The organism is Flavobacterium algoritolerans (assembly GCF_030010385.1).
Classification (GTDB): domain Bacteria; phylum Bacteroidota; class Bacteroidia; order Flavobacteriales; family Flavobacteriaceae; genus Flavobacterium; species Flavobacterium algoritolerans.
In genome coordinates, this window is the sequence record NZ_JASCRZ010000002.1 from 211,455 (window position 1) to 233,480 (window position 22,026).

Genomic DNA, 22,026 nt, shown 5'->3' on the forward strand with positions numbered 1-22,026 from the left:
GTATTATCAAATCTCAACTTTCATACAAACGCAATCTGTTTTTAGTGGAAATCAGTTCATTTTGCAAAGTATCAATTTTTTGTAATAGATTAAACACCACATCAATTCCCTCCGTATTAATATCTAATTCTTTATGGATGCGTATCATTTTCTCTATTTCATAGATGGCATCCGGATGGATATATTGTGTTTCTTCGATTGTTTTTATTTCGAGTAAACCCATTTCGCTGAGGTTGTCAAAAAAGGAGAGTTCTACTTTATAATGAATGCATAATGCAGGTATCGGTATGAGGCTTTCTATGTTCATGACGTTCTTAACTTTGCGAGTTCCGTAAATAATTCTTTTTCTTTTTCAGTAATATTTGTGGGTATTTGCACTTGATAGGTAATGTATAAATCTCCAAATTCACCTTCCTTTTTATAAACTGGAAATCCTTTTCCTTTCAGTTTTACTTTTGTTCCGTTTTGGGTTCCGGGTTTTACGGTTAGTTTTACTTTTCCGTCAAAAGTATCTGCGGTGATATCGCCTCCTAATATGGCAGTATATAAATCTAAGGGAACAGTGGAGTAGAGGTTGTGCTTGTCTAACTTAAAGTTGGTATGGTTTTCAATAGTGAAAGTGATGTACAAATCTCCTTTTGGGCCACCGCCAGCACCTTCGCCACCAAGCCCGCTAATTTTTATTTGCTGCCCATTTTCGACTCCGGCAGGAATAGTAATACGGATGTTTTTGCCGTTAATTGTCAAGGTGCGTTTGTGGGTGGTGTACACGTCTTTTAGATCAAGATGCAGTTCAGCATTAAAATCCTGCCCCTTGAACTGTGCACTACGACGACCTCCACTTCCTGACGAACGACCTCCAAACATAGACTCAAAAAAATCAGAGAAATCTCCGCCGCCACTGAACCCGCCAAAACCATCTTGTTGGCCGCCTCTATGGTACTGCTGCTGTTGTTTTGATTTTTCAAATTCCTCCGCATGTTGCCAGTTTTCGCCATAGTCATCATATTTTTTACGATTCTCAGCATGGCTCAATACTTCATTTGCCTCATTTATTTCCTTGAATTTTCTTTCGGCTTCCTTATCGTTGGGATTTAAGTCGGGATGGTATTTACGGGCCAGTTTTCGATAGGCCTTTTTGATCTCGGCTTCGGTTGCTTTTTTGTCCACTTCAAGAATCTTGTAATAGTCTATAAATGCCATCTGGATTGTTTTTATATAATTTGTAGGCTTTATTAATACTTTAATCGAAGGTATTTACTGTTTAATGAACTCACAATCTGCTTTGATTTGTACTTCATCACTAATCATTTTCGAAGGGAATTTGGATCCTACATTAAATTCAGAACGTTTTAAAATTCCGCTAAACTGAAAGCCTGCAGTAATTGCTTTTGATTGTTCATTCACTATAGTTCCTCTATACCACATAGTAATTATTGCCGGTTTTGTGATTCCATGCAATGTGAGGGTGCCTACAAGTTTGTATTTATTCTTCCCGATTTTTTTTATGGAGATGCTTTTAAAAGTCATTTTAGGATATTTTTCCACGTTAAAGAAATCAGCACTTCGTAAATGATTATCACGCATTTCCACTTCGGTGTCAATAGAGGCAACATCAGTCGAAAGCTCAAATACAGCATCACTAAAATCCGTTTTGTTAGTTGTTGCGGTTATCTCAAATTTTTTGAATAATCCCGCTATATCCGAAATACCATGATGCACGGTGCTAAAAGTAAGTTTTGAGTGCATTGGATCTGCTTTCCATGTTGTTTGTCCCAGCAGAAAAGTAGATAAAAATAGTGTTGCGATGATGGTTGTTATTTTTTTCATGAGGTATTATTTTTTAATTATTTGATAGGGTATAAAGATGTCAAGAGTTTGTAATCTTGCTATTATCAATATCTATGTGCATGAAAAAGATAGCACAAATGATTGTGATTTTTAGACATTTTGCGCTATCAAATTTAATTAATTTTCAGGTATTAAAACAGGAATAAACGGCTTTATTTCAGGTATTTATGAAAATAAAAAAAACTCTAAAAAGGAGTTTTTATGAAACATTTTTTTACCAAGAATGTTTTTCAATTCTTATATTGGTAATAATTCGTCTTCCATAGCTTTTAAATCCTGTTTCTTTTTTAGGTCTTTCAATATAGATTTATACTCTAAAAATTCGATGTCTTTTGGATTTATTTGCAGCACAAAATTTATTTTCCCCAATAAATGTTCGAGATAATTTTTTTGGTTAATTTCTTTGTATTCGCGGTGTTCCTCGAAACCAAATTTCTTGATATAATACATGGCTTGTCTTAAATCATTGCGTTTGTGTAATGCCACTTGCGGTTTTTCATTCACAACAATTCCAGTCACGGTTTGGCGCGTATTGGCCGTCATGAGTTTAGTCTTGTTTTTATTGATGCGAAGTTTTAATTTTTCAACAGTTTCAACAACTTTATGGAGCAGTTTATTTTCATCAAAATCCCCCGAAAAACTCATGTCGTCAGCATAACGGGTATATCTTATTTTATGCAATTTGCAGTAAGCGGCAATCTCAGCATCGGCATCTTTAAAAATTAAATTCGAAAGATACGGGCTTGTGGGTGCGCCTTGAGGCAAAGTTCTGTCTCGGGTGCATAATTTGGAGAGCAGTCTTGATACCATTTTAGAATATCCCAATTGATGAAACTCTTTTTCAACTAATTCAATAGTAATTGATTGGAAGAAATTTTCTAAGTCTAATGTATATACTTTAGGCTGATTTTTATGAAATTTCAGGTTTTCTATAAGGCTTACATTGGTTTTGTATGCTTTCGCAAAAGGGCTTATGGGAACTTTATTGAGGATATTTCTCAAAATCCAGAGTTGGATTTCTTTCAAGCTTGGAAGCGGTTCAGAAATAAGTCGTTTTGTGCCATTTTTTTTTGAAATCTCAAAATCACGGTAAAAATAGCGGGGATAAACAGCCGCTTTTTTTAAGTATTCTTTCTTGTATCCCACCAGAAGTGATAAATGGGTTGGATTGTAAATAACCGGTACGTCATGAGAAAATAATACCTCGGCATAATCCAGACAACGTTGAATATTGGGCAGCGAATAGCCTAGTTTATGTGATTTTTCGGTAAAGGTTTCTTTGTATTGAGTAAAATCCATAGCGTTGAAATCGTTAATGGAGTAGGGACTATTCTGTCCCTAACCCCGATTAAGAATACCGGTTTAAAAGTTCGGAGCTCTGCGGAGAATCTTTTAAACCTGGTGCTTGAAAGAACATTCAATTACAGAGCAGTGACTCACGGCTCCGATGTTAACCTGGGCTAACAAATTTCTTTGAGAAATGAACTAAAAAAATAATTCATCCTGACTGGGAATAAACACTATTTTACTGCTTAATTTGGGAATTTTACTCTCCAAATCTTTTTGAATCCAATCCTCTTTTTTTTTAGTTTTTAGTCGGTGTGGTTCCATTGTTATTTATTTATAAAATGCTTATTATTAATGCTTTAAATGATTAAAAATCATATATAAAGTTAATTAAAAATAATTTATTAACAGTACTAATAGTGATAATTTTTTCAACAATGATTTTGATTTTAGAAACAGAATATACTTTTTTGTTTTGGCACAAAAAAAGACTTTCAACCCTTGATTTCAATTTTATAAATCAATTATTGAATCGCTTATAGGGAGTATAGGTGACAATTATTTCTATTATTCGGGTAACGCAATACGAAAGAAAGTTAATGGATTTTGTAAATAGATTGTTCTTAGTTTTGAGTGATTGGAGTGTTATGCTTTGGCATTGAGCAATAATTTCGATGAGGTGAGCTTGAAACATTTTAGAAAATAAAGCAGAGTTTATTTCAACGTTCATTTCAAGGCTTCCGTAGGAACTTAAATTATTTAGATTAAATGATCCTATTGTGGTCCAATTGCCATCTATTACGGCCACTTTTCCATGTAAGACGGATTGGTCCCATTCGTACAATTCAATATTATAGTTAAGCAGTTTGTCATAGAGATAGCAGGTAGCGCGCCTTGTGAGCGGTAAATCTGATTTTCCCGAAAGAATTAATTTAATTTTTACTTTATTTTTAGATGCTTTTTTCAAGGCTCGAATGATTCGAATCCCAGGCAGAAAATAACTTCCCACAATAATGATGTCTTTTTTCGCATTTCTAATCGATTTTATATACCCATCACAAATCTCATTTTTGCCTTTTAACCAGTCATTCTGAAGAATGCGAACCATGGCATCTTCCTGAACAAGAAAAGAAGATTTTATTTTGCTGTTGTGTAAGTGTCTTTTTTTGAAATAGATATCGGTACACAATTTTTGAAGCGGTTCGGCAATTTCTCCTTTTAATTGAACAGCATAGTCGAGCCAAGGAGCTTCTGTATCTGAACCACAATATTTATCGGCTACATTTATACCGCCAATAAGCACGAATTTTGCATCAGCAACAATAACTTTTCGGTGTAGTCTTCTGCCAAGATAAAAGGTATAGGTTGAAAATAAAGGAGCAAAAAAACGAATGTTTATGCCGCTTTGTCTCATTTCTTTTAGTATTTCTGAGGGAAATGATAAAGACCCCAAACCATCCAAAAGGACATAAACCTGAACCTTACGCGAAGCGGCTTCTTTTAATGCTTTAATAATTCTATTTCCGGTTGCATCGTTTTCAAAAAGATACATTTGCATGTGAATTTCAATCTGTGAATTCCGAATAATAGCCTCTAATCTAGAAAAATAATCTTCGCCACTGTAAACAAGCTCCAGATTTTTTGGAGCAATAAGGCTATTTTTACTTTCTATCATGGGCTTTATTTATTTTCACTTCGTTAATTAAAAGAAATTCCATAAGATTTTCAACATCTAAAATACCAACAACTTTATTATTTTCCATAACGAGCATTAATCTTGATTTATTGAGTTGAATGAGCTCAAAAACTTTTTCTAAAAGAGAATCGCTGTCGAGGTAAACTAAATTTCGGTCCATGACGTTGTAAATAAATTCATCATCTCCTTTTTTTGAAAGTGCCATAATAATTTGGTCCCGATTCAGTGTTCCTACCGGAATACCTTCTTCAGTAATCAGGAAATTCTTGTTTTGGCTGTCCAATACCAATTCAACTGCTGTTTTTACAGTATCATTTGCATCAATCGTCGGGTATTGTTTCATGACAACATCATGGACTTTAAAGCCTTTTAAGATAAACTTAGACTCCGTATAATCTGCTTCAACCTGAGCTCCAATAATGACAAAAATACCGATAAAAACTAAAATCGGAGAAGTGAAAAATCCAAAAATAATGAATCCCATTGCCAATAGTTGTCCTATCCGTGCCGAAATTCTTGTGGCAACATGCCTTTGTAACTTGAACGATAACAGCGCCCGTAAAATCCTGCCGCCATCCATAGGGAATGCGGGGATTAAATTGAAAAGTGCCAACCAGAAATTGACTAAAAAGAAATTAAGAAAGAAATTATTCGCGTTCACGCCATTAGATAATTCTGCCATTAATTGTTCTGAAGTATCCGGAATCGTAATGAAAATCCCTGTGATAAAGGCCAATGTAATATTTACCAAAGGCCCCGCAAAAGCAACTATTAATTCTTCGGATGGTTTTTCTGGTAATCGTTCCAGTCTGGCCAATCCGCCAATGGGTAAAAGGGTGATGTCTTTGGTTTTTATGTTGTAATTTTTTGCGGCTAAAGCATGACCTAGTTCGTGTAATAAAACAGTAACGAAAATGCACAAGATAAACACCACAGACCATATTATTTGAGTAACATTTTGCCCTGATTTGTAGTTCATGAAAATGATAAACAGAATAAGTAAAGTGAATGTCCAGTGTATGAATATTCCAATACCAGATACTTTTCCGAGTTTAAAGGATCCTTTCATCTTTTGAGTTTTTAATACTGCTAAACGCAGCATGATTATAAAAAACAGACAAACAATAAAATATTCTATTCGTTTATAAATGATTTCAAAACAGGTATCAATTCACCTCATTTCCAGAAATACCATTATAGGCCCATGCATTCAAATTTGCAATTGTAGTGTGTGCAATTCCCTCTAATGCTTCGTTTGTCAAAAAACCTTGATGTCCGGTAATCATCACATTAGGATGGGAACGAAGTTTTAAAAACAAATCATCATGTATTGGAGTATCAGTATGATCTTGAAAAAATATTGGTTTCTCTTTTTCGTAAACATCTAATCCTGCAGCGCCAATGGTTTTATTTTCGATTGCTTCTAATAAGTCTTTGGTATTTACAATTCCTCCACGGGCAGTATTAATAAAAATCACTCCTTTTTTCATTAATGAAAATGTGCTTTTATTAAACAGATGGTTTGTTGTCCCATTGAGTAGATAATGAACGGATATCACATCAGCAGTGGCACATAAATCTTTTAGTGAAACGTAAGTAATTGGAATTTCATCCATGAGTTCCTTGTTTTCCTTAATATCAAAGGCTATTATTCTACAGCCAAAACCATGCATTATTTTTGCAAATGCAGCTCCTATTTTTCCAGTTCCTACAATACCTATTGTTTTTCCATGCAAATCAAAACCCACCAAATGATCCAAACGATAATCGCCAATTTGCATTAACGTCTGACCTAAAACCAGTTTTCTGTTTAGTGCCATTAACAAGGCCACGGCGAGTTCAGCAATGGCGTAAGGCGAATATTCAGGAACATTTGCCACTTTCATCGCTAATGATTTTGCTCGGGCCAAATCAACATGATCATAGCCTACGGAACGCAGGGCAATATATTTGACGCCACAAGTATATAGTTTCTGCAATACTGTCTCTGAAGCATCATCCGAAGTAAAAAGTGAAACAGCATCAAATCCTTTGGCAAGGGCTGCGGTACTTTCATTCAAAGGTTGCTCCGTAAAAACTAATTCGTGATTACCATGCGGTGCTTTTTCAAGGAAAGCCTTATCAAAACCCAATATGCTATAGACTAATACTTTCATTTTTGCTGTTTTTCATTTCTAAAAAAATACTTGTTAAGGTAGTGAATTTTTAGCAAACTTGTTTCAGTAATTTCAATTCTTATTTTTAAATTTAATGAATATAAGTTGTTTTTAATCAGCAGTTTTAAAGAGCAAACGGATGCTTATGTTGCTTTTCAAATTGGTGTTTTTTATCAAAAAAATTAATTCCGATAAAGCATCTTTTTTACGGCACTTATGATATCATTTTTTTGAGGAATGGCTGCTTCTTCCAAATGTGCAGGGTAGGGAATAGGGACTTCAATACCACACAATCGTTGTACGGGAGTATTCAAATTATAAAAGCCGTTTTCCATAATACGTGCGCTCACTTCCGAGGAAATACTCACAGAGCGCCAAGCATCTTCTACTATCAATACCCTATGTGTTTTGGCAATCGAAGCCAAGAAAGTAGCCTCGTCTAATGGTCGCAAAACGCGTAAATCAATGACTTCTGCATCAATCCCAACGGTAGCTAATTCGGCAGCAGCCTCTAAACTTTTATACACTCCGGTTCCGTAAGTGATAATCGAAATGTCCTTTCCTTCTCGTAACACTTTGGCTTTAGCAATAGAGGCAATTGGCAAATCAGTCGCTATTTCTTTTTCGAGATTAAGCAGCATCGTATATTCAAACAATAACACAGGGTCAGGACTTTGTAGGGCGGCATACAGCATACTTCTTGCATCTTCGTGCGTTCCCACTGATAGGACAATTAATCCTGGAATGTGTGCATAAAAAGGTTCCCAACTATGCGAATGTTGTGTTCCTAACTGGCGTCCAATACCACTTCCCATTCGTATAATTAGAGGAACATTCAATTGTCCGCCGGACATGTGCTGTAAAGTAGCCGCATTGTTCACAATTTGATTCATTGCGAATAGACTGAAATTGACTGTCATTATTTCAATAATGGGTTTCATACCAGCCATTGCTGCTCCAATCCCGGCTCCAACAAAACCAGCTTCTAAAAGTGGGACATCCATAATGCGTTCTTCTCCAAATTCCTGCAATAATCCTTTGCTTACAGCAAAAGCTCCTCCATAACGGCCCACATCTTCGCCCATCAAAAAGACGCGTTTATCATTTTGCAATGCTTCGCGAAGGCCTTGATTCAAAGCCTCACGATAGGTGATGGATTGTGTGGCCATGTTGCTTTTCATGAGAAGGATTGATTATTGTTGTTTGCTTTTCCAACGTTTTAAAGCGGGTAAAATATTTACGGCTTTTTGAATCATATAACTGGGAAGTTTTCTTTTTTCCATATAGGTTTGTACAGCATTTTTCATGTCGTCCAGATTCATTTCCGGATTTTTAAAATCACTGTTCACATAACAATACTTGCAATAGTCATTGCTTTTGATACCGTTATTTTCGGTTCCTTTTAGTTTGTCTGCATGAAGAGGCATACCGCAACTTTGACAAAATTGGATGTCTTCCATTCTGTTTTCTTTCAATGAGTTTAGTGTAAAGTTTTTCATGGTGTTTTTTGATTTTAATGTTTATAGTTTAAATTTCGGTGTAAACAAATTTTGTCAATTGCTCTAATGGTTCCCGAGCGCTTTCTTCGGCAAAATCCAGTGCTTTCTGGATTTTTGTTTTTATTTTACTTTCAAAACCAGCAATCTCACTTTCCGTAATCCATTGCTGTTGCAAAAGAAACTGCTCAAATTGCGGAATCGGATCTCGTCTTTTCCATTCTTCCACTTTCTTTTTAGCACGGTATAATTCGACATCAAACATGGAGTATGCCCTAAAACGATAGGTGTTACAAATCAGTAAATAGGGTTTTCCGGTACTTTTAATTTTTTCTACAGCTGCATTGGCAGCCTGCATTACTTTTATTAAATTCATTCCATCAACGGCTGAAGATGCAATGCCTTTTTTTTCTAATTCTGCTACAGTATGCGAATATCGGACTGCGTTGCCCTTAGCATACAGATTATTTTCACAGACAAATAAAACAGGAACTTTCCAGAGTGCCGCCAGATTCTGAGCTTCTTGAAATTCACATTTGGTAATGTCTTCTTCGCTAAAGAAGCAACAGATAATGTTGTTTTTCTTTTGTTTTTTGGATGCCAATGCCATTCCAACAGCTATTGAAAGATTGCCACTCAATACAGCATTATTTCCGTGAAAATTTTTTGAAGCATCAAAAAGATGCATGGAGCCACCTCGACCTCGGCTGCAGCCTTCTATTTTTCCATACATTTCTGCCATAATTACATCAGGATCAATGCCACGTGCCAAAGCATGACCATGTTCCCGATAGGTACTCAATACAGTATCATTATCAGTTAAAGCCTGCATTATTCCTACTGCTGTGGCTTCTTCACCAATGTATAAGTGCAGGAATCCTCTGATTTTGGCTTTAGTGTATAACTCAGCAGCTTTTTCTTCAAATCGCCGAATGAGCAGCATTTGATACAAAAGTAAAAGTCCTTTTTTCGCATCCATGAATTATGTTTTTTGAATCAGTTTTTGACTCGTTATTTTAGTCTTGTGCCACTATTGAAATCTAGTACTCGGATAATTATGCTCTGTTTTTTTGGAAATATTTTCTGAATACTATTCTAGAAAGAATTGCCAAGTGGAACAAGATTATACTCAATAATTATTTCTGGCTCTAACCGAATAGTAGTTTTGATAGCATTCGAAATCAAACAGGCCTTTTCACTCAACTCCAAAATATGTTTTGCCCGTTCTGGTTTTTGGGAATAATGGATGACGAGTTTGGGTTGAAGAATGATTTCGGTTATAGTATGTTTCCCATTGATTTTATCGACAATACAAGTTGATTTACTCTCAAAACTTATAAACTGAAGTTTTGAATTTTCGGCAATCGACAGAAAAGTAGTTAATAGACAACTGTTTATTGCGGCAACAAACAGGTGCTCTGGAGACCAAATTTTATCCATTCCTTTCGGGAATTCAGGAGGTGTCGCGACTTCAATATTTTGAAGCAAAACGGGAGAACTTAAGATCCCTTTCCTTTTGTCGGACCATTTTAGATTTACTTCGTAAGTATACATTCTATACATTTTTTAGTGGTATTAAAACTCAAAAATTATTGTGCGACAAATCCGCCATCTACTGCCATTGCATGTCCAGTTACAAATGAAGCTTCGTCTGAACACATCCAGACCACTGCATTTGCTATTTCTTCGGGTTTGCCAAAACGTCCTATTGGCTCTAAACCTGTAAATTGTTCTATTGCTTCTTTCGTTTTTCCGGTAAGTCGATCAATCATAGGTGTTTGTATCACTCCTGGGCAAACGACATTTATTCTGATTCCTAGTTTAGAACATTCTAAAGCTGCTGTTTTTGATAATCCAATAACGCCGTGTTTAGACGCTACATAAGCAGGTAAACCAGCGAATCCGACTAATCCGGCTACAGATGCACAGTTCACAATAGCTCCTTTGCCTTGTTTTACTATTTCGGGAATCTCATATTTCATGCATAGCCAAATTCCTTTTAAATTGATACCTATGGTTCGATCCCAGTTTTCTTCGGTGCAATCTTGTGTAACAGCAGATTTTCCTTCAACACCGGCATTATTATAAGCATAATCCAAACGGCCAAAAGTTTCAATAGTTTTTTCAACCATCGCTTTTACGTCTTCGGTTTTTGATACATCGCATTTGATAAAAATGGTTTCGGCACCTAAATCCTTGATGAGGTTCATTGTTTCACTGTTTTCTATCCAATCTACGACAACTACTTTAGCTCCTTTTTGAGCAAAAGCCAAGGTAGTAGATTTACCGATTCCTGAGGAACCACCCGTCACGATGGCTACTTTATTTTTGAATGTTGCTTCCATAATCAAATCGATTTACATTAGAATTTTTCTTTTTGTTTTCTTTTCCGCTTCCAAAATATTTTCAATTCCTTTTATTAAAGCATCTGGATTAAACGAGATACTGTCAATGCCTTCGTTAATTAAAAATTTCGCAAATTGGGGGAGATCGCTCGGAGCTTGTCCGCACAATCCCACTTTTATTTCAAAACGTTTGGCCACCCGAATCGTTTCTTTAATTAAAGATTTGACAGCAGGATTTTCTTCGCTGAACAAATAACTTACCAGTGCGGAATCGCGGTCTAAACCTAATGTGAGTTGCGTTAAATCATTGGAACCAATAGAAAATCCGTCAAAGAGTTTTGCAAATTCATCGGCCATTAATACATTACTCGGAATCTCTATCATGACATATACCTGTAATCCGTTAATGCCTTGCACCAATCCGTTTTTAGACATTTCGGTAAGTACATTTTCACCTTCTTCAACGGTTCTGCAAAAAGGAATCATCAGTTTTACATTGTGCAGTCCCATTTCGTTTCGTACTTTTTTCATGGCTTCGCATTCTAAAGCAAACCCTTTTCGATAGAAATCACTGTAATAACGCGAGGCACCACGGAAACCAATCATCGGGTTTTCTTCATCGGGCTCGTAATATTTCCCTCCGATGAGGTTGGCATATTCGTTACTTTTAAAATCACTCATTCGAACAATTACCTCTTTTGGATAAAAAGCGGCGGCAACAATTGCTACAGCTTCGGCCAGTTTATCAATGAAATAGTTTTTAGGATCTTCATAGCCTTTTGTCATTGCGGCTATTTCGGAAATAATTTTCTCATCTGTTATTTTTTCAGGTTCGCACAACGCCAACGGATGAATTTTAATAGTATTCGAAATGGCAAATTCCATTCGCATCAAACCCACGCCCTGATTGGGATAATGGCTTAACTCAAACGCTCTTTCGGGATCGGCCAGAATAAGCATGGGAGATGTTTTAGGCATTTCAAGTTTACTGAAATCCTGTTCTGATACTTCCCATTTCAATTTTCCGTCGTAGATGTTTCCTTCTTTGCCTTCGGCACAGGAAACGGTGATTTCCTGACCATTTTTTATAACAGAAGTAGCGTTTCCGCAACCCACAACGGCAACAGTTCCCAGTTCTCGGGCAACAATCGCAGCATGGCTGGTACGTCCGCCTTTGTTGGTAATGATTGCCGATGCTCTTTTCATAATGGGATCCCAATCTGGATTAGTCAAATCGGTTACTATGATTTCCCCATTTTGCAATAAATCGCCTTCTTGCGGACTGTTTAGAATACGCGCTTTTCCGGAAGCAATTTTATCGCCAAGCGCAATTCCTTGTGTCAAAAGGGTGCTTTTTTCTTTGAGTTTGTAAATTTCCCGAACTTGTTTATTGGCTTTTCCATGAACGGTTTCCGGACGAGCCTGAACGATATAGAGTTGGTTATTCAAACCATCTTTTGCCCATTCAATATCCATTGGTTTTTTATAGTGTTTTTCAATTTTAGAACACCATTGGGAGAGTTGAATAACTTCTTTATTTGTTAACGAAAACTGATTTTGTTTTTCGAAAGATGTATCGGTGTTGATAATGGTATTTTCTGCCGATGTGGTTGCTGATTTTTCAGCATAAATCATCGTGAATTCTTTTCTCCCGCACTGTCTTTTCAGAATGGGATTCAAATCCGGATTTTCTAAAGTAGGTTTAAAAACCATCCATTCATCAGGCGTCACAGTTCCCTGAACAATATTTTCTCCTAATCCCCAACACCCGTTGATGATGATGGTGTTTTCAAAACCGCTGTCGGGATCAATGGTAAAAGCAACGCCGGACGAAGCTTTATCGCTTCGTACCATTTGCTGTACGCCAACAGAAATGGCAACGTCTAATGCGGCAAAACCCATGTCATGACGGTACTTGATGGCTCGATCTGTAAATAAGGATACAAAACAGCGATGAACTGCATCCAATAATTGGGAGGCACCTTTGATGTTCAAAAACGATTGCATTTGGCCTGCAAAACTCGCAGTTGGTAAATCTTCAGATGTAGCACTACTTCGCACTGCCACATCAAGGGTATTGCTGTTGCATTGTTCACTAAGGGATTGGTAGGCAGCGTAAATTTCATCCCGAATTTCGTCCGGAATGGCAGCTGATAAAATAAGGTTTCTGGCTTTTTCTCCAATGGAAGAAAGATTGGAATAGTGCTGTGTATCTAATGAAAATAATAAATCCTTCAATGGTTTTTCCAGAGTATTCATTTTCCTGAAAAGACGATATCCTTCAGCAGTCACAGCAAACCCATTAGGAATACGAATCCCTATTGGATTGAGTTGATTGTACATTTCGCCGAGAGAGGCGTTTTTGCCACCAACTTTACCAATAGCATCAATACCAATTTGGTCAAAAAACAGTATGTATTTGTACTTCCCCATTTCGTATGTTTTTTAAGTATAAACAGACCATTATTGGTATGCTAGATTAGAAACAATAGAAAATTACTGGGGCGGATTTTTTAGTTAATTAGGATAGTAAATTTTGTAATTCAGAAGTAGGTTTGAAATTTACATATCAAGTTTAAAAGATGAGGTAGTAGGTGTTCCTGCCTGTTTAAACCAATACTGTAAATTTAAACAAATAATTATTTCATCGGTACAAAAAACATACTTTTTTTCGATATTTTTTATTTTAAGTATTTAATATACAGATGTTTGTGTTTTGTTGTATTAAGGTTGTACTATTTGTTTTATTGCCTTTTGCATCAGCAAAAAAGGTGATGCTATTGTTTCATTTGGATATGAGAATAACTACTGTTTCTCATGGAAACGCCTACTAGTCTGGAAGTATAAAATCCTGATAGGTTTAAGCCGAAATGCTTTCTGATTAAAATTAAAAAGATAATAAGTTTGCGCATCTTGTTTAGTCATTTCAATACAAAAGCGGACATTGATAGTTGTTTTTTTAAATCAATATAGAATACCTAGTATTTTTTGATTGCAAATAATGTTTTAGATTATGTAAATAATTCTTTTTTGTTTTCTTAAAAGTTGGAGTAGAATTAAAATGTAAATAATAGCTGTAGCCGATCAAAAAAAAAGCCATCAAAATTACTTTTGATGGCTATAGTTGATTTATTGGATAGAGAGAATTTTTTTATCTCTTTATAAAAAATTATTGTTTAATCAAGTATTTGATATCTTTGACTTTACCATTTATAGCGATTTTCAAGAAATAGTATCCTTTATTCAATTCTGAAAATTCTAATTTTGTAATTGATTTTCCAGCTTTAACTTCTTGACTGCTTTGTTTTTCAATCTGTCCGTTGAAGTTATAAAGTAAAAAGTCAACCTTTGTATTTTCAGAAATGTTAATGCTTACATCTACACTTTCTACGAATGGATTTGGAAATACATTTACATCAGTTATCGATACTGAATCTTTATTTATTGCTGCACAATTACCTAAACTGTCTCCATGGGCTAAATGGCTTGCAACAGCATTTTCATCAATACAAATTGTTTTTCCGTTATGACATATTTCCACTTTTGGATTTTTTGAATTACTACCACAACGCACATCAATTACATTGACAATCTTTTCTGTGGCAGATATACAACCGTTAGCGTCTTTCACAATTAGTGTATATGTAGTAGTTGCCGTAGGACAAACTGCAATACTACTTGTGGTTGCTCCATTGCTCCATTGGTATGTATAAGGTAATACTCCTCCAGTTACTGTACCGGCAGAAAGTGTCGTGCAGGAAGCATTAGTGTAACCATAATATACATTTACCTCATTTGTTGATGGAATAGTAATCAATGAAGGCTCAGTTATAATGAAATTAGCAGTCAATTTATTGTTTAAAGCATCTTTTACAATTACAGTATAAGTTCCTGCATCAAGATTATATACGGAGTTTGTATTTGTAATTTCATCAGTACTCCAAGTATAGGTGTATGGTGCAATTCCGCCTGAAACAGAAACAGTAGCAGTACCATTAGCTTCGCCATTGCAAGTAATATTTGTTGCACTGCTAGCGTCAAGAGTAAATTCTTTTAATTGCAATCTTACAGAAACTGGAAAGTGATCCGAAGCTGTTTTTGTATAATCACTGGTGTAAAACTCATAATGTACTCTAGCGGATTCATTGATGTATAAATGAGCAAGTTCATTAGAAACTGTTATATGATCAATCATGTTTTCATAAGTAACATACGATCTAAAGCCAGCTTCACTCAATGTTTTAGTAAGTACATTAAAATTAGAACTGTCATTTACATAATCTTCATAAGTTGAAACTGTAGTTGTTACATCAGATACTGTATAGTCAACATCATCGTTATAATCTCCTAGTAATACTAAGTTTGCATCGGGATATTGTGCACTCAATGTGTCTTTTAGAACTTCTACATCAAACTTACGCATATCATACTTGCTTTGCGCATCACCACTGGTATTTGCTCTTGCATGAAGATTAATAATATTGATTTGTTTTTGATTACCATCAATTGTAACATTTGCAGTCATCATAAATGGCAATCTACCGCTTGCAAAAAATCTAGATTTATCAGCATCAGGATAATTTACAAGTGCAGAAACATCGCCACCATTATAAAAAGGATGAATGGTTTTCAAAAGCACCTTGGTATTCAACGGAGTTACTGTTTTATTTTTATAAATAAATCCAACTTTTTGTTTTGGACTACTAAAATCATTAGGATATGACGTAGCCTCTGATAAAACATAACTGTAATCATTCATTTCGCTAACCATCTGAGCAAGCAAAGCATCATCAGAGATTTCTTCTACAGCATAAATATCAGCATCTAATTGCTGTAAAACATTTTTGACAGCCGCTTTTTGTATGGCATCAGGGTTGGTGTTTCCTGCTGCAGGCGAATTGGTTTCATCACCAAACCAAGCGATGTTCCAAGTAGCGATATCCAAAGTTTTTTCTTTTGAAATTGCTAAATCATTACCAGTTTGTTCATATTTATTTGCACAAGGTAAGTCTGTTCTCATTCGAGGTAATAGTTGTTGAGTTGCAAAATAATTCCCCACAACACCTATTATTTCTGAACAATTTTCTGGTTGCGCAAAACCTGTAAGATCATTTACATCTGCATCGATTCTCAATTGAGCTGTTCCACTAGCATCTGTAATAGCAGTGTTTGAATTACCAAACATCATGGCGCCAGGCTTAGGAAAAGTTGTGTTTTCAATGCGAACTAATTCAGCAGGGTGGTTTGCCATTTCACTCAAAGTGATAGTAAGAGGCACAATAGGTTGATTAGGTAATCCATTATTGGTAACCGCACTTACTGGGCTTATTTGTACTTGTTCGCTGAAAGAACTTCTAGTTCCTGTAATTGTGATAGAATCTCCTATTTTAAAAAGTCCAGTTCCATGAACTGATTTGTCAAAAACTGCTATCGCTCCTGTAGCATCTTGTAGGTAAGCTGATCCTGCAAATTGGTCAGAAACGGTTAAAACTCCAGTTACGGTTACAATTTCTCCATCCGTTTTTGCTCTAGCTTCAGCAATTGGAATAACTACCAGTATATCAGAAGCATTACCAAAAAACTGTCCTTTATTTATAGCTCCAAAAGTATTATTGACTGCTTGCCAAGTAAAATCAGCATAAGTAAATCCTACTCCGGTTAATTGTAATGAAGTTCCTATTGTTGCTGTACTTGCTTCAGCGATACCTATATCTGTACTTGTTATTCCTGCAGCAGGACCATTAGTAGCAGTAAAAGTACCTTCGTAGCTTAAAAATTGAATAACTTTTCCAGCAGCATCTACTAATGCAATTCCGTCAGGAGCACCATTTTGTAATCCAGCAATGTTTACAGATACAGTACCATAACCATTTAATTGATCTGGAATAATTCCGGATAAATTTCCTGTTGGAGTATAGCTAGCTCCTCCTGATCCATTGTATGGAATGATACTCCATCCTGTTAGATCAGTTCCTGAGTAACCAGCAATTTCTACTGCTTCAGCAATATCAGTTCCTGCATTGTCATAATGAATTTCATTGATAAAAACTAAATTACCAAACTTTTCTCCCTTGTTAGGTTTTCCAAAAGTACTTGCAGCTGCTTCCCAGGTAAAATCAGTATATTTGGTTCCTTTACCAATAAGCTGAAGAGAATTCCCAACAGTTGCAGTACTTGCCTCAGCAATACCAATATCAGTACTTGTCATTCCTGTCGCAGGACCATTCGTCGCTTTAAAAGTACCTTCGTAGCTTAGAAATTGAATAACTTTTCCAGCAGCATCTACTAATGCAATTCCGTCAGGAGCACCATTTTGTAATCCCGGAATAGTTACTGATATTGTTCCATATCCGTTTAATTGATTTGGAATTGTTCCTGATAAATTTCCTATTGGAGTATAAGAAGCGCCACCATTGCCATTGTAAGGGATGATTTTCCATCCTGTTAAGTCGGTACCTGCAAGCCCAGCAACTTCAACACCTTCTTCAAGATCTGTTCCTGCATTATCATAGTGAATTTCGTTGATAAAAACAGCTCCAGCTGGAGTAGGTGTAGTATTATTTAAGGTAGTTATACTAACCACATTACTAGCTATTGAAGCGTTGTCATTAGCATCTAATGCAATCACTGTTAAGGCGTAAGTAGTATTTGATGTTAAACCAGTAAGAGTAAAACTAGTGGCTGTTGTAGCTGCTAATAATGTACCTCCGTTATAAATTTCAAAAGAAGCATTTGATGTTCCTGCTGTCCAAGATAAAGTTGAAGTAGTTGCAGTAAGATTAGTTGCCACTAAATTTGTTGGTGGAGTAAGAGGCTCGGCAACCATTGCGAATGATTGTCCGTTATTGATGTTTCCATACGTGCTTGCAACTGATGTTTGCCATGTAAAATCACTGTATTGTTTTCCAGACCCTTTCAACTGTAATGATAAGCCTACTGCTTCGGTTCCAATTTCAGAAACACCAATATTCGTACTTGTCATTCCGCTTGCTGGACCATTAGTAGCAGCAAAAATTCCTTCATAGCTTAAAAATTGAATTACATTTCCTAAGTTGTTTACTAATGCAAGGCCATCAGGCGCTCCATTTTGTAATCCATTTATAGATACAAAAACAGTTCCAAATCCATTAGACTGATTCGGAATTATACCTGATAAACTTCCTGCAGGAGTATAAGATGCACCACCATTCCCGTTATAAGGAATAATGCTCCAACCTGTTAAATCGGTTCCAGCTGTTCCAGCAATTTCAACACCTTCACCTACATCAGTACCTGCATTATCATAATGAATTTCGTTCATGAAAACAACAGAAGTAGTTGGAGTTGGTAGTGGTGTTCCAGCTAGAGTTTTTACAGCTACGTTATTACTAGCGTTTGAAATGTTTCCAGCCGCATCAAATGCTTTTATGGATAAAGTATAATTTGTATTAGCTGTTAATCCAGATAAAATATAACTAGGGGTTGAAGAAGAAGCAATTTGTACTGTTCCGTTATAAATTCGGTATCCTAAAACGCCCACATTATCTGTAGCCTGAACCCATGTTAATGTAGTTTCTGATGCCGTTGTATTTGTGGCAACCAAGTTAGCGGGTACAGACGGAATTTCTGTATCCAATTGAATACTGCCATCAAATCTATTTTGAGCTTGTGGCCCACCCCAAATTGCTGTCGCAAAAGCAGGATTATCAATAAAAGGGTTTCTATTTCCTTGAACTCCTTCTAATATTGTATTTCTATTAATTTCTACTTGGGAAACTGGATCTTCTGCACTCCATTCTAGTAGAATATCGGTCATATCAGTACTGTAGTTCTGTGAACTTACAGTAACTACACTAGGAAGACATTGTGTACCATAATGCAAATACATGTACATAATCATACGGGCAACATCACCTTTCCATTCATCGCCAGGGTAGAAGATATTGTTAACTAATTTAGCATTTCCAGACCCGGCACCAAAAGGATAATTGTTTCTAGTTGCATTAAAATTTACATCTGAGGCTCTTAAATGATGTGCATCACTTCCTGGACCTTCACTTCCTAAATTAGGATTTCCTAATGATCTAGGAAATACATGTTCTCTATTCCAGTCCCCTTGGTTTCCACCATTTTTATCTTTGGAGCGGGTTCGGTCATTTGTTAAATCAGCATCACTGTCATTATAACCATAAATCAGTAAAACTTTCGAGGGATCGTTAGGGTCTAAATCAGTTTGTTTCAGAGCATCCCAAACTCCAGGGGTATAAGTCAAATAAGTAGAATGGGTTGAAATGATTAAATTTGACAGGCTTGTTTTTAAGACATTTCCTGTTTGGCTAATGTTAGTTCCGTTATAATAAGCAGGAACTTGAGCATTGGAAATAAAACTTAAAAAAATAAATACAGCTACAAGAAAGAACTGTGTCTTTAAGTAAAATTGCTTCATAATTGTTTTAATAATTTGTTGGACTGTAAAACTATAAATATTACTTTTCTTATTTACTGAATACTATTAACAAATTGTTAAAATTATTAACATTTAATATTGGTTTATAAACGTTTATTTAATAGAATTGATAAATAATTAGTGATTTGTTGATTCAAAGTATTACTATTATTTATTAGTTTGTCTGTAGAAATAATCTAAAAGAACAAAATCTATAAATAATGCTTCTTTTTTTGAGTAAAATTAAATTTTTTTAAAATCGATCAAAACAGAGATTGTATTGTTGTACTGTAATTAGTAAATATAATAAAGATAAAGATTTAAAAATTATTTTGGATTATATAAGTGAATGGATTGCCCCACTAATTTCCATTGTCCTTTTATTTTTTCTAGTAATCGAATTTCATAGGAAAACGTTTTTTTGCCATCCTTAGCTGTAGATTCTTCGTCATGGCTTACCCAGGCACTATTCCCATTAATACTCATTTTATAATTTGTATTTACAGAAAAACCGCCATTTCCCATGGCACTAGGATTGGTGTTAATCATAGCTGTTGGCGGAATATCAAGTGTAACTCCATCAGCAGTAGAAATTAATATTCGGCTGTAGGGTTGAATGTGCCAGCACTCCGTATGACCTTTACTATCACCAGCTCTCCATGTTGCGGACTCTTTTTCAAGTAGTTTTTTTATAATTTCAGATTCATCAATCTTCTGGCTGTAACTTGCCATGTTGATAATTAGGATAAGAAAAAAAGATGCTGTCCACTTCATATTGTTCGTGTTTTTTTGGTTTGAAATAATTGTCTTGCTCGTTTTAATGCTAATTTAAGTAAATATATTGTTTTATGCCATAAAAACAAACTAATGCTCAGTTGTTTGCGGCTTAATTCAGTTGTTTAATTGTGGTTTTAAATGTCTCAATTTGTCTTCTGTATGTAAAATATGAACTATAGCATGTTCCATTAATTGTTCTATATCATAAAGTTGTCCCCAAGAAGTCCTAATTTTTTTTGAAGCCTCTAATTCTTCAAGCACATCATCCTCAATAGTTGCAAATGTTTCCTGTGTGAATTTTAGAACGTTATCTAAATCATTTATATAGTCAGCAATGGAACTCCGATTTACTTTTTCGGGACGTACAGTATTCTTGTTTTTAAAATTCTGAATGTAAACACAATAAGAATATCCGGAACTCACCACATGCGAAAGTATCGTTTGGATGGATTTGCAATCCGAATTTGTCGTCGCATGATCAACTGTAAATGTTAAGTCCTCCTCTGAAATATCATGAATTACGTGCTGCAATTCAATAATCGCTTTTTTATATTCAGCTAATAATGCGATAACCGCGTTTTGATTGTTATTCATTTGTTGAATTAAAGTCTTGATTCTCTTACTTATTCATTTCCTTTTTTAATCCATTTTCCAACTTCGGGAGCGACATAATTTTCCATTTTGTCAAGCAAATCTGCGGCATTATCGCTCACCAGTATCATTTGCTGATTGGTTGGTTTTAGAAAACCTTTATCGACCATGTTTGCAACAAATTCCAGCAGTAAATCATAAAAACCATCGACATTCAAAATTCCGATTGGCTTTTTATGCAGTCCAAGTTGCGCCCAAGTCAGCATTTCGAAAAATTCTTCCAAGGTTCCAAATCCGCCAGGCAAAGCAATTATGCCATCACTAAGTTCATTCATTTTGGTCTTTCTTTCATGCATACTTTCCACGATGAATAATTCGGTCAATCTATCGTGTGCGATTTCTTTAGTCATCAGAAAACTTGGCAAAACACCAAATACTTTTCCGTTATGATTTAAAACTCCATCTGCAACACTTCCCATAAGACCTACTTTTGCACCGCCATAAACGAGTTCATAATTATTTTCGGCCATTATTTGTCCCAGTTTGAAAGCTTGAATTTCATAATTTTTTTCGTTTCCAAAACTGGATCCACAGAACACAGTAATTCTTTTCATGTATAAAATGTTTATTATTTATTTTTATTTGATAGTTTGTAGGAAGACTAATTTAGATAATTTTGGATTAAATTAAGCCAATTGCCCAAATCCGTTGTAGTAGCTGTTTGCGGTTCGGTTTTATACGTTCATCATATTCTCCAATTCAGATTTTAGGCCACTATATATTTTGAAAAACCCAATTGGATTTTCTGCTATTTTTTTTACTCTTTCTTTGTTGTCGTGGTTTAATCGATAGATTTTTCCTTGCTTATCAATTGCAATATAGTTTCCGTCTTCCATATCTAAAATAGTATAAAAAAGTTTCTTGTCTATTTCAATTTTAAAAGTGTTTTCAATATCCAAAAGGTTTAATTTTTGTTCATCAATGCTCTTAAGAACTTTCAAGACAATTTCTTTATCTGGATTTTGTAAGTTTAAATGTTTGATTTCAATTTCTTCAACTTTTATATTATTTAAGTCAAAATTTCTATGAAACTTTTTGGGGTCATTAATGTGTATAATTGTCAAAGAATTATGAAAATAATGTAGCTTTAAAGGAATATGCTTTTTGGATTTTTTTTCAAAAACAAGAATTCCATTTAAATCGAAAGATGTATTATGATTTCTTTTTATTTCTTCAAATACTTTAGGGCTATAACATCTATTCAAATAAATTCCTTGTGGTTTTACTGTAAAGTGGATGCCGTAAAGTTTAGATGTTTCAATTACTTTTTTAAATTCCGGAAATTCATTATTTAACAATTCTGCAATTTTCATTTCAAATTGTTTTAAATGCCTTTTACTTG

General features: G+C 35.2%; 18 protein-coding genes. All 18 read right to left on the reverse strand.

The window, feature by feature from the left end; translation table 11 throughout:
- Positions 1-13 precede the first annotated feature (13 nt).
- Complete coding sequence (locus QLS65_RS06535) at positions 14-307, reverse strand: chaperone modulator CbpM (protein ID WP_282716073.1); 294 nt, start codon at positions 305-307, stop codon at positions 14-16.
- Entirely contained in the window at positions 304-1,203 is a 900-nt protein-coding gene (locus QLS65_RS06540) for a J domain-containing protein (RefSeq protein WP_282716075.1), read from the reverse strand. The genes QLS65_RS06535 and QLS65_RS06540 overlap by 4 nt, the downstream gene beginning before the upstream one ends.
- A 54-nt stretch (positions 1,204-1,257) precedes the next feature.
- Positions 1,258-1,830 (reverse strand): YceI family protein, encoded by a 573-nt coding sequence (locus QLS65_RS06545; RefSeq protein ID WP_282716077.1) that lies wholly within the window; start codon positions 1,828-1,830, stop codon positions 1,258-1,260.
- 258 nt (positions 1,831-2,088) lie between these two features.
- Positions 2,089-3,150, reverse strand: a complete 1,062-nt coding sequence (locus QLS65_RS06550; protein ID WP_282716079.1) for a reverse transcriptase domain-containing protein — start codon at positions 3,148-3,150, stop codon at positions 2,089-2,091.
- 508 nt (positions 3,151-3,658) lie between these two features.
- Positions 3,659-4,813 (reverse strand): phospholipase D-like domain-containing protein, encoded by a 1,155-nt coding sequence (locus QLS65_RS06555; RefSeq protein WP_282716081.1) that lies wholly within the window; start codon positions 4,811-4,813, stop codon positions 3,659-3,661.
- Positions 4,800-5,903 carry a site-2 protease family protein gene (locus tag QLS65_RS06560; RefSeq protein ID WP_158234593.1) on the reverse strand — a complete coding sequence of 368 codons (1,104 nt, stop codon included), beginning with the start codon at positions 5,901-5,903 and terminating at the stop codon, positions 4,800-4,802. Before QLS65_RS06560 ends, QLS65_RS06555 begins: the two co-directional genes overlap by 14 nt.
- Positions 5,904-6,000: 97 nt before the next feature.
- Complete coding sequence (locus QLS65_RS06565; RefSeq protein ID WP_282716085.1) at positions 6,001-6,990, reverse strand: 2-hydroxyacid dehydrogenase; 990 nt, start codon at positions 6,988-6,990, stop codon at positions 6,001-6,003.
- A gap of 182 nt (positions 6,991-7,172) precedes the next feature.
- Entirely contained in the window at positions 7,173-8,171 is a 999-nt protein-coding gene (locus tag QLS65_RS06570; protein WP_282716087.1) for an alpha-ketoacid dehydrogenase subunit beta, read from the reverse strand.
- Between the two features lie 12 nt (positions 8,172-8,183).
- The gene (locus QLS65_RS06575) at positions 8,184-8,489 is read right to left on the reverse strand and encodes a zinc ribbon domain-containing protein (RefSeq protein ID WP_199074777.1); all 306 of its coding nucleotides are present in this window, start codon (positions 8,487-8,489) and stop codon (positions 8,184-8,186) included.
- A gap of 28 nt (positions 8,490-8,517) precedes the next feature.
- Positions 8,518-9,465, reverse strand: coding sequence for a thiamine pyrophosphate-dependent enzyme (locus QLS65_RS06580; RefSeq protein ID WP_282716089.1), 948 nt, complete (start codon positions 9,463-9,465; stop codon positions 8,518-8,520).
- Between the two features lie 116 nt (positions 9,466-9,581).
- Positions 9,582-10,040, reverse strand: a complete 459-nt coding sequence (locus QLS65_RS06585; protein WP_233206876.1) for an OsmC family protein — start codon at positions 10,038-10,040, stop codon at positions 9,582-9,584.
- Between the two features lie 35 nt (positions 10,041-10,075).
- Positions 10,076-10,831 (reverse strand): SDR family oxidoreductase, encoded by a 756-nt coding sequence (locus QLS65_RS06590; RefSeq protein ID WP_282716091.1) that lies wholly within the window; start codon positions 10,829-10,831, stop codon positions 10,076-10,078.
- Positions 10,832-10,843: 12 nt separating this feature from the next.
- Entirely contained in the window at positions 10,844-13,264 is a 2,421-nt protein-coding gene (gene ppsA / locus QLS65_RS06595; protein ID WP_282716093.1) for a phosphoenolpyruvate synthase, read from the reverse strand.
- A gap of 736 nt (positions 13,265-14,000) precedes the next feature.
- Positions 14,001-19,256, reverse strand: coding sequence for an endonuclease (locus tag QLS65_RS06600; protein ID WP_282716095.1), 5,256 nt, complete (start codon positions 19,254-19,256; stop codon positions 14,001-14,003).
- Between the two features lie 327 nt (positions 19,257-19,583).
- Complete coding sequence (locus QLS65_RS06605; protein ID WP_282712466.1) at positions 19,584-20,030, reverse strand: endo-arabinase; 447 nt, start codon at positions 20,028-20,030, stop codon at positions 19,584-19,586.
- Positions 20,031-20,147: 117 nt separating this feature from the next.
- Complete coding sequence (locus QLS65_RS06610; protein ID WP_282716097.1) at positions 20,148-20,627, reverse strand: DinB family protein; 480 nt, start codon at positions 20,625-20,627, stop codon at positions 20,148-20,150.
- Between the two features lie 29 nt (positions 20,628-20,656).
- Complete coding sequence (locus QLS65_RS06615; RefSeq protein ID WP_282716099.1) at positions 20,657-21,238, reverse strand: LOG family protein; 582 nt, start codon at positions 21,236-21,238, stop codon at positions 20,657-20,659.
- 120 nt (positions 21,239-21,358) lie between these two features.
- Positions 21,359-21,997, reverse strand: coding sequence for a hypothetical protein (locus QLS65_RS06620; RefSeq protein ID WP_282716101.1), 639 nt, complete (start codon positions 21,995-21,997; stop codon positions 21,359-21,361).
- Between the last annotated feature and the right edge of the window lie 29 nt (positions 21,998-22,026).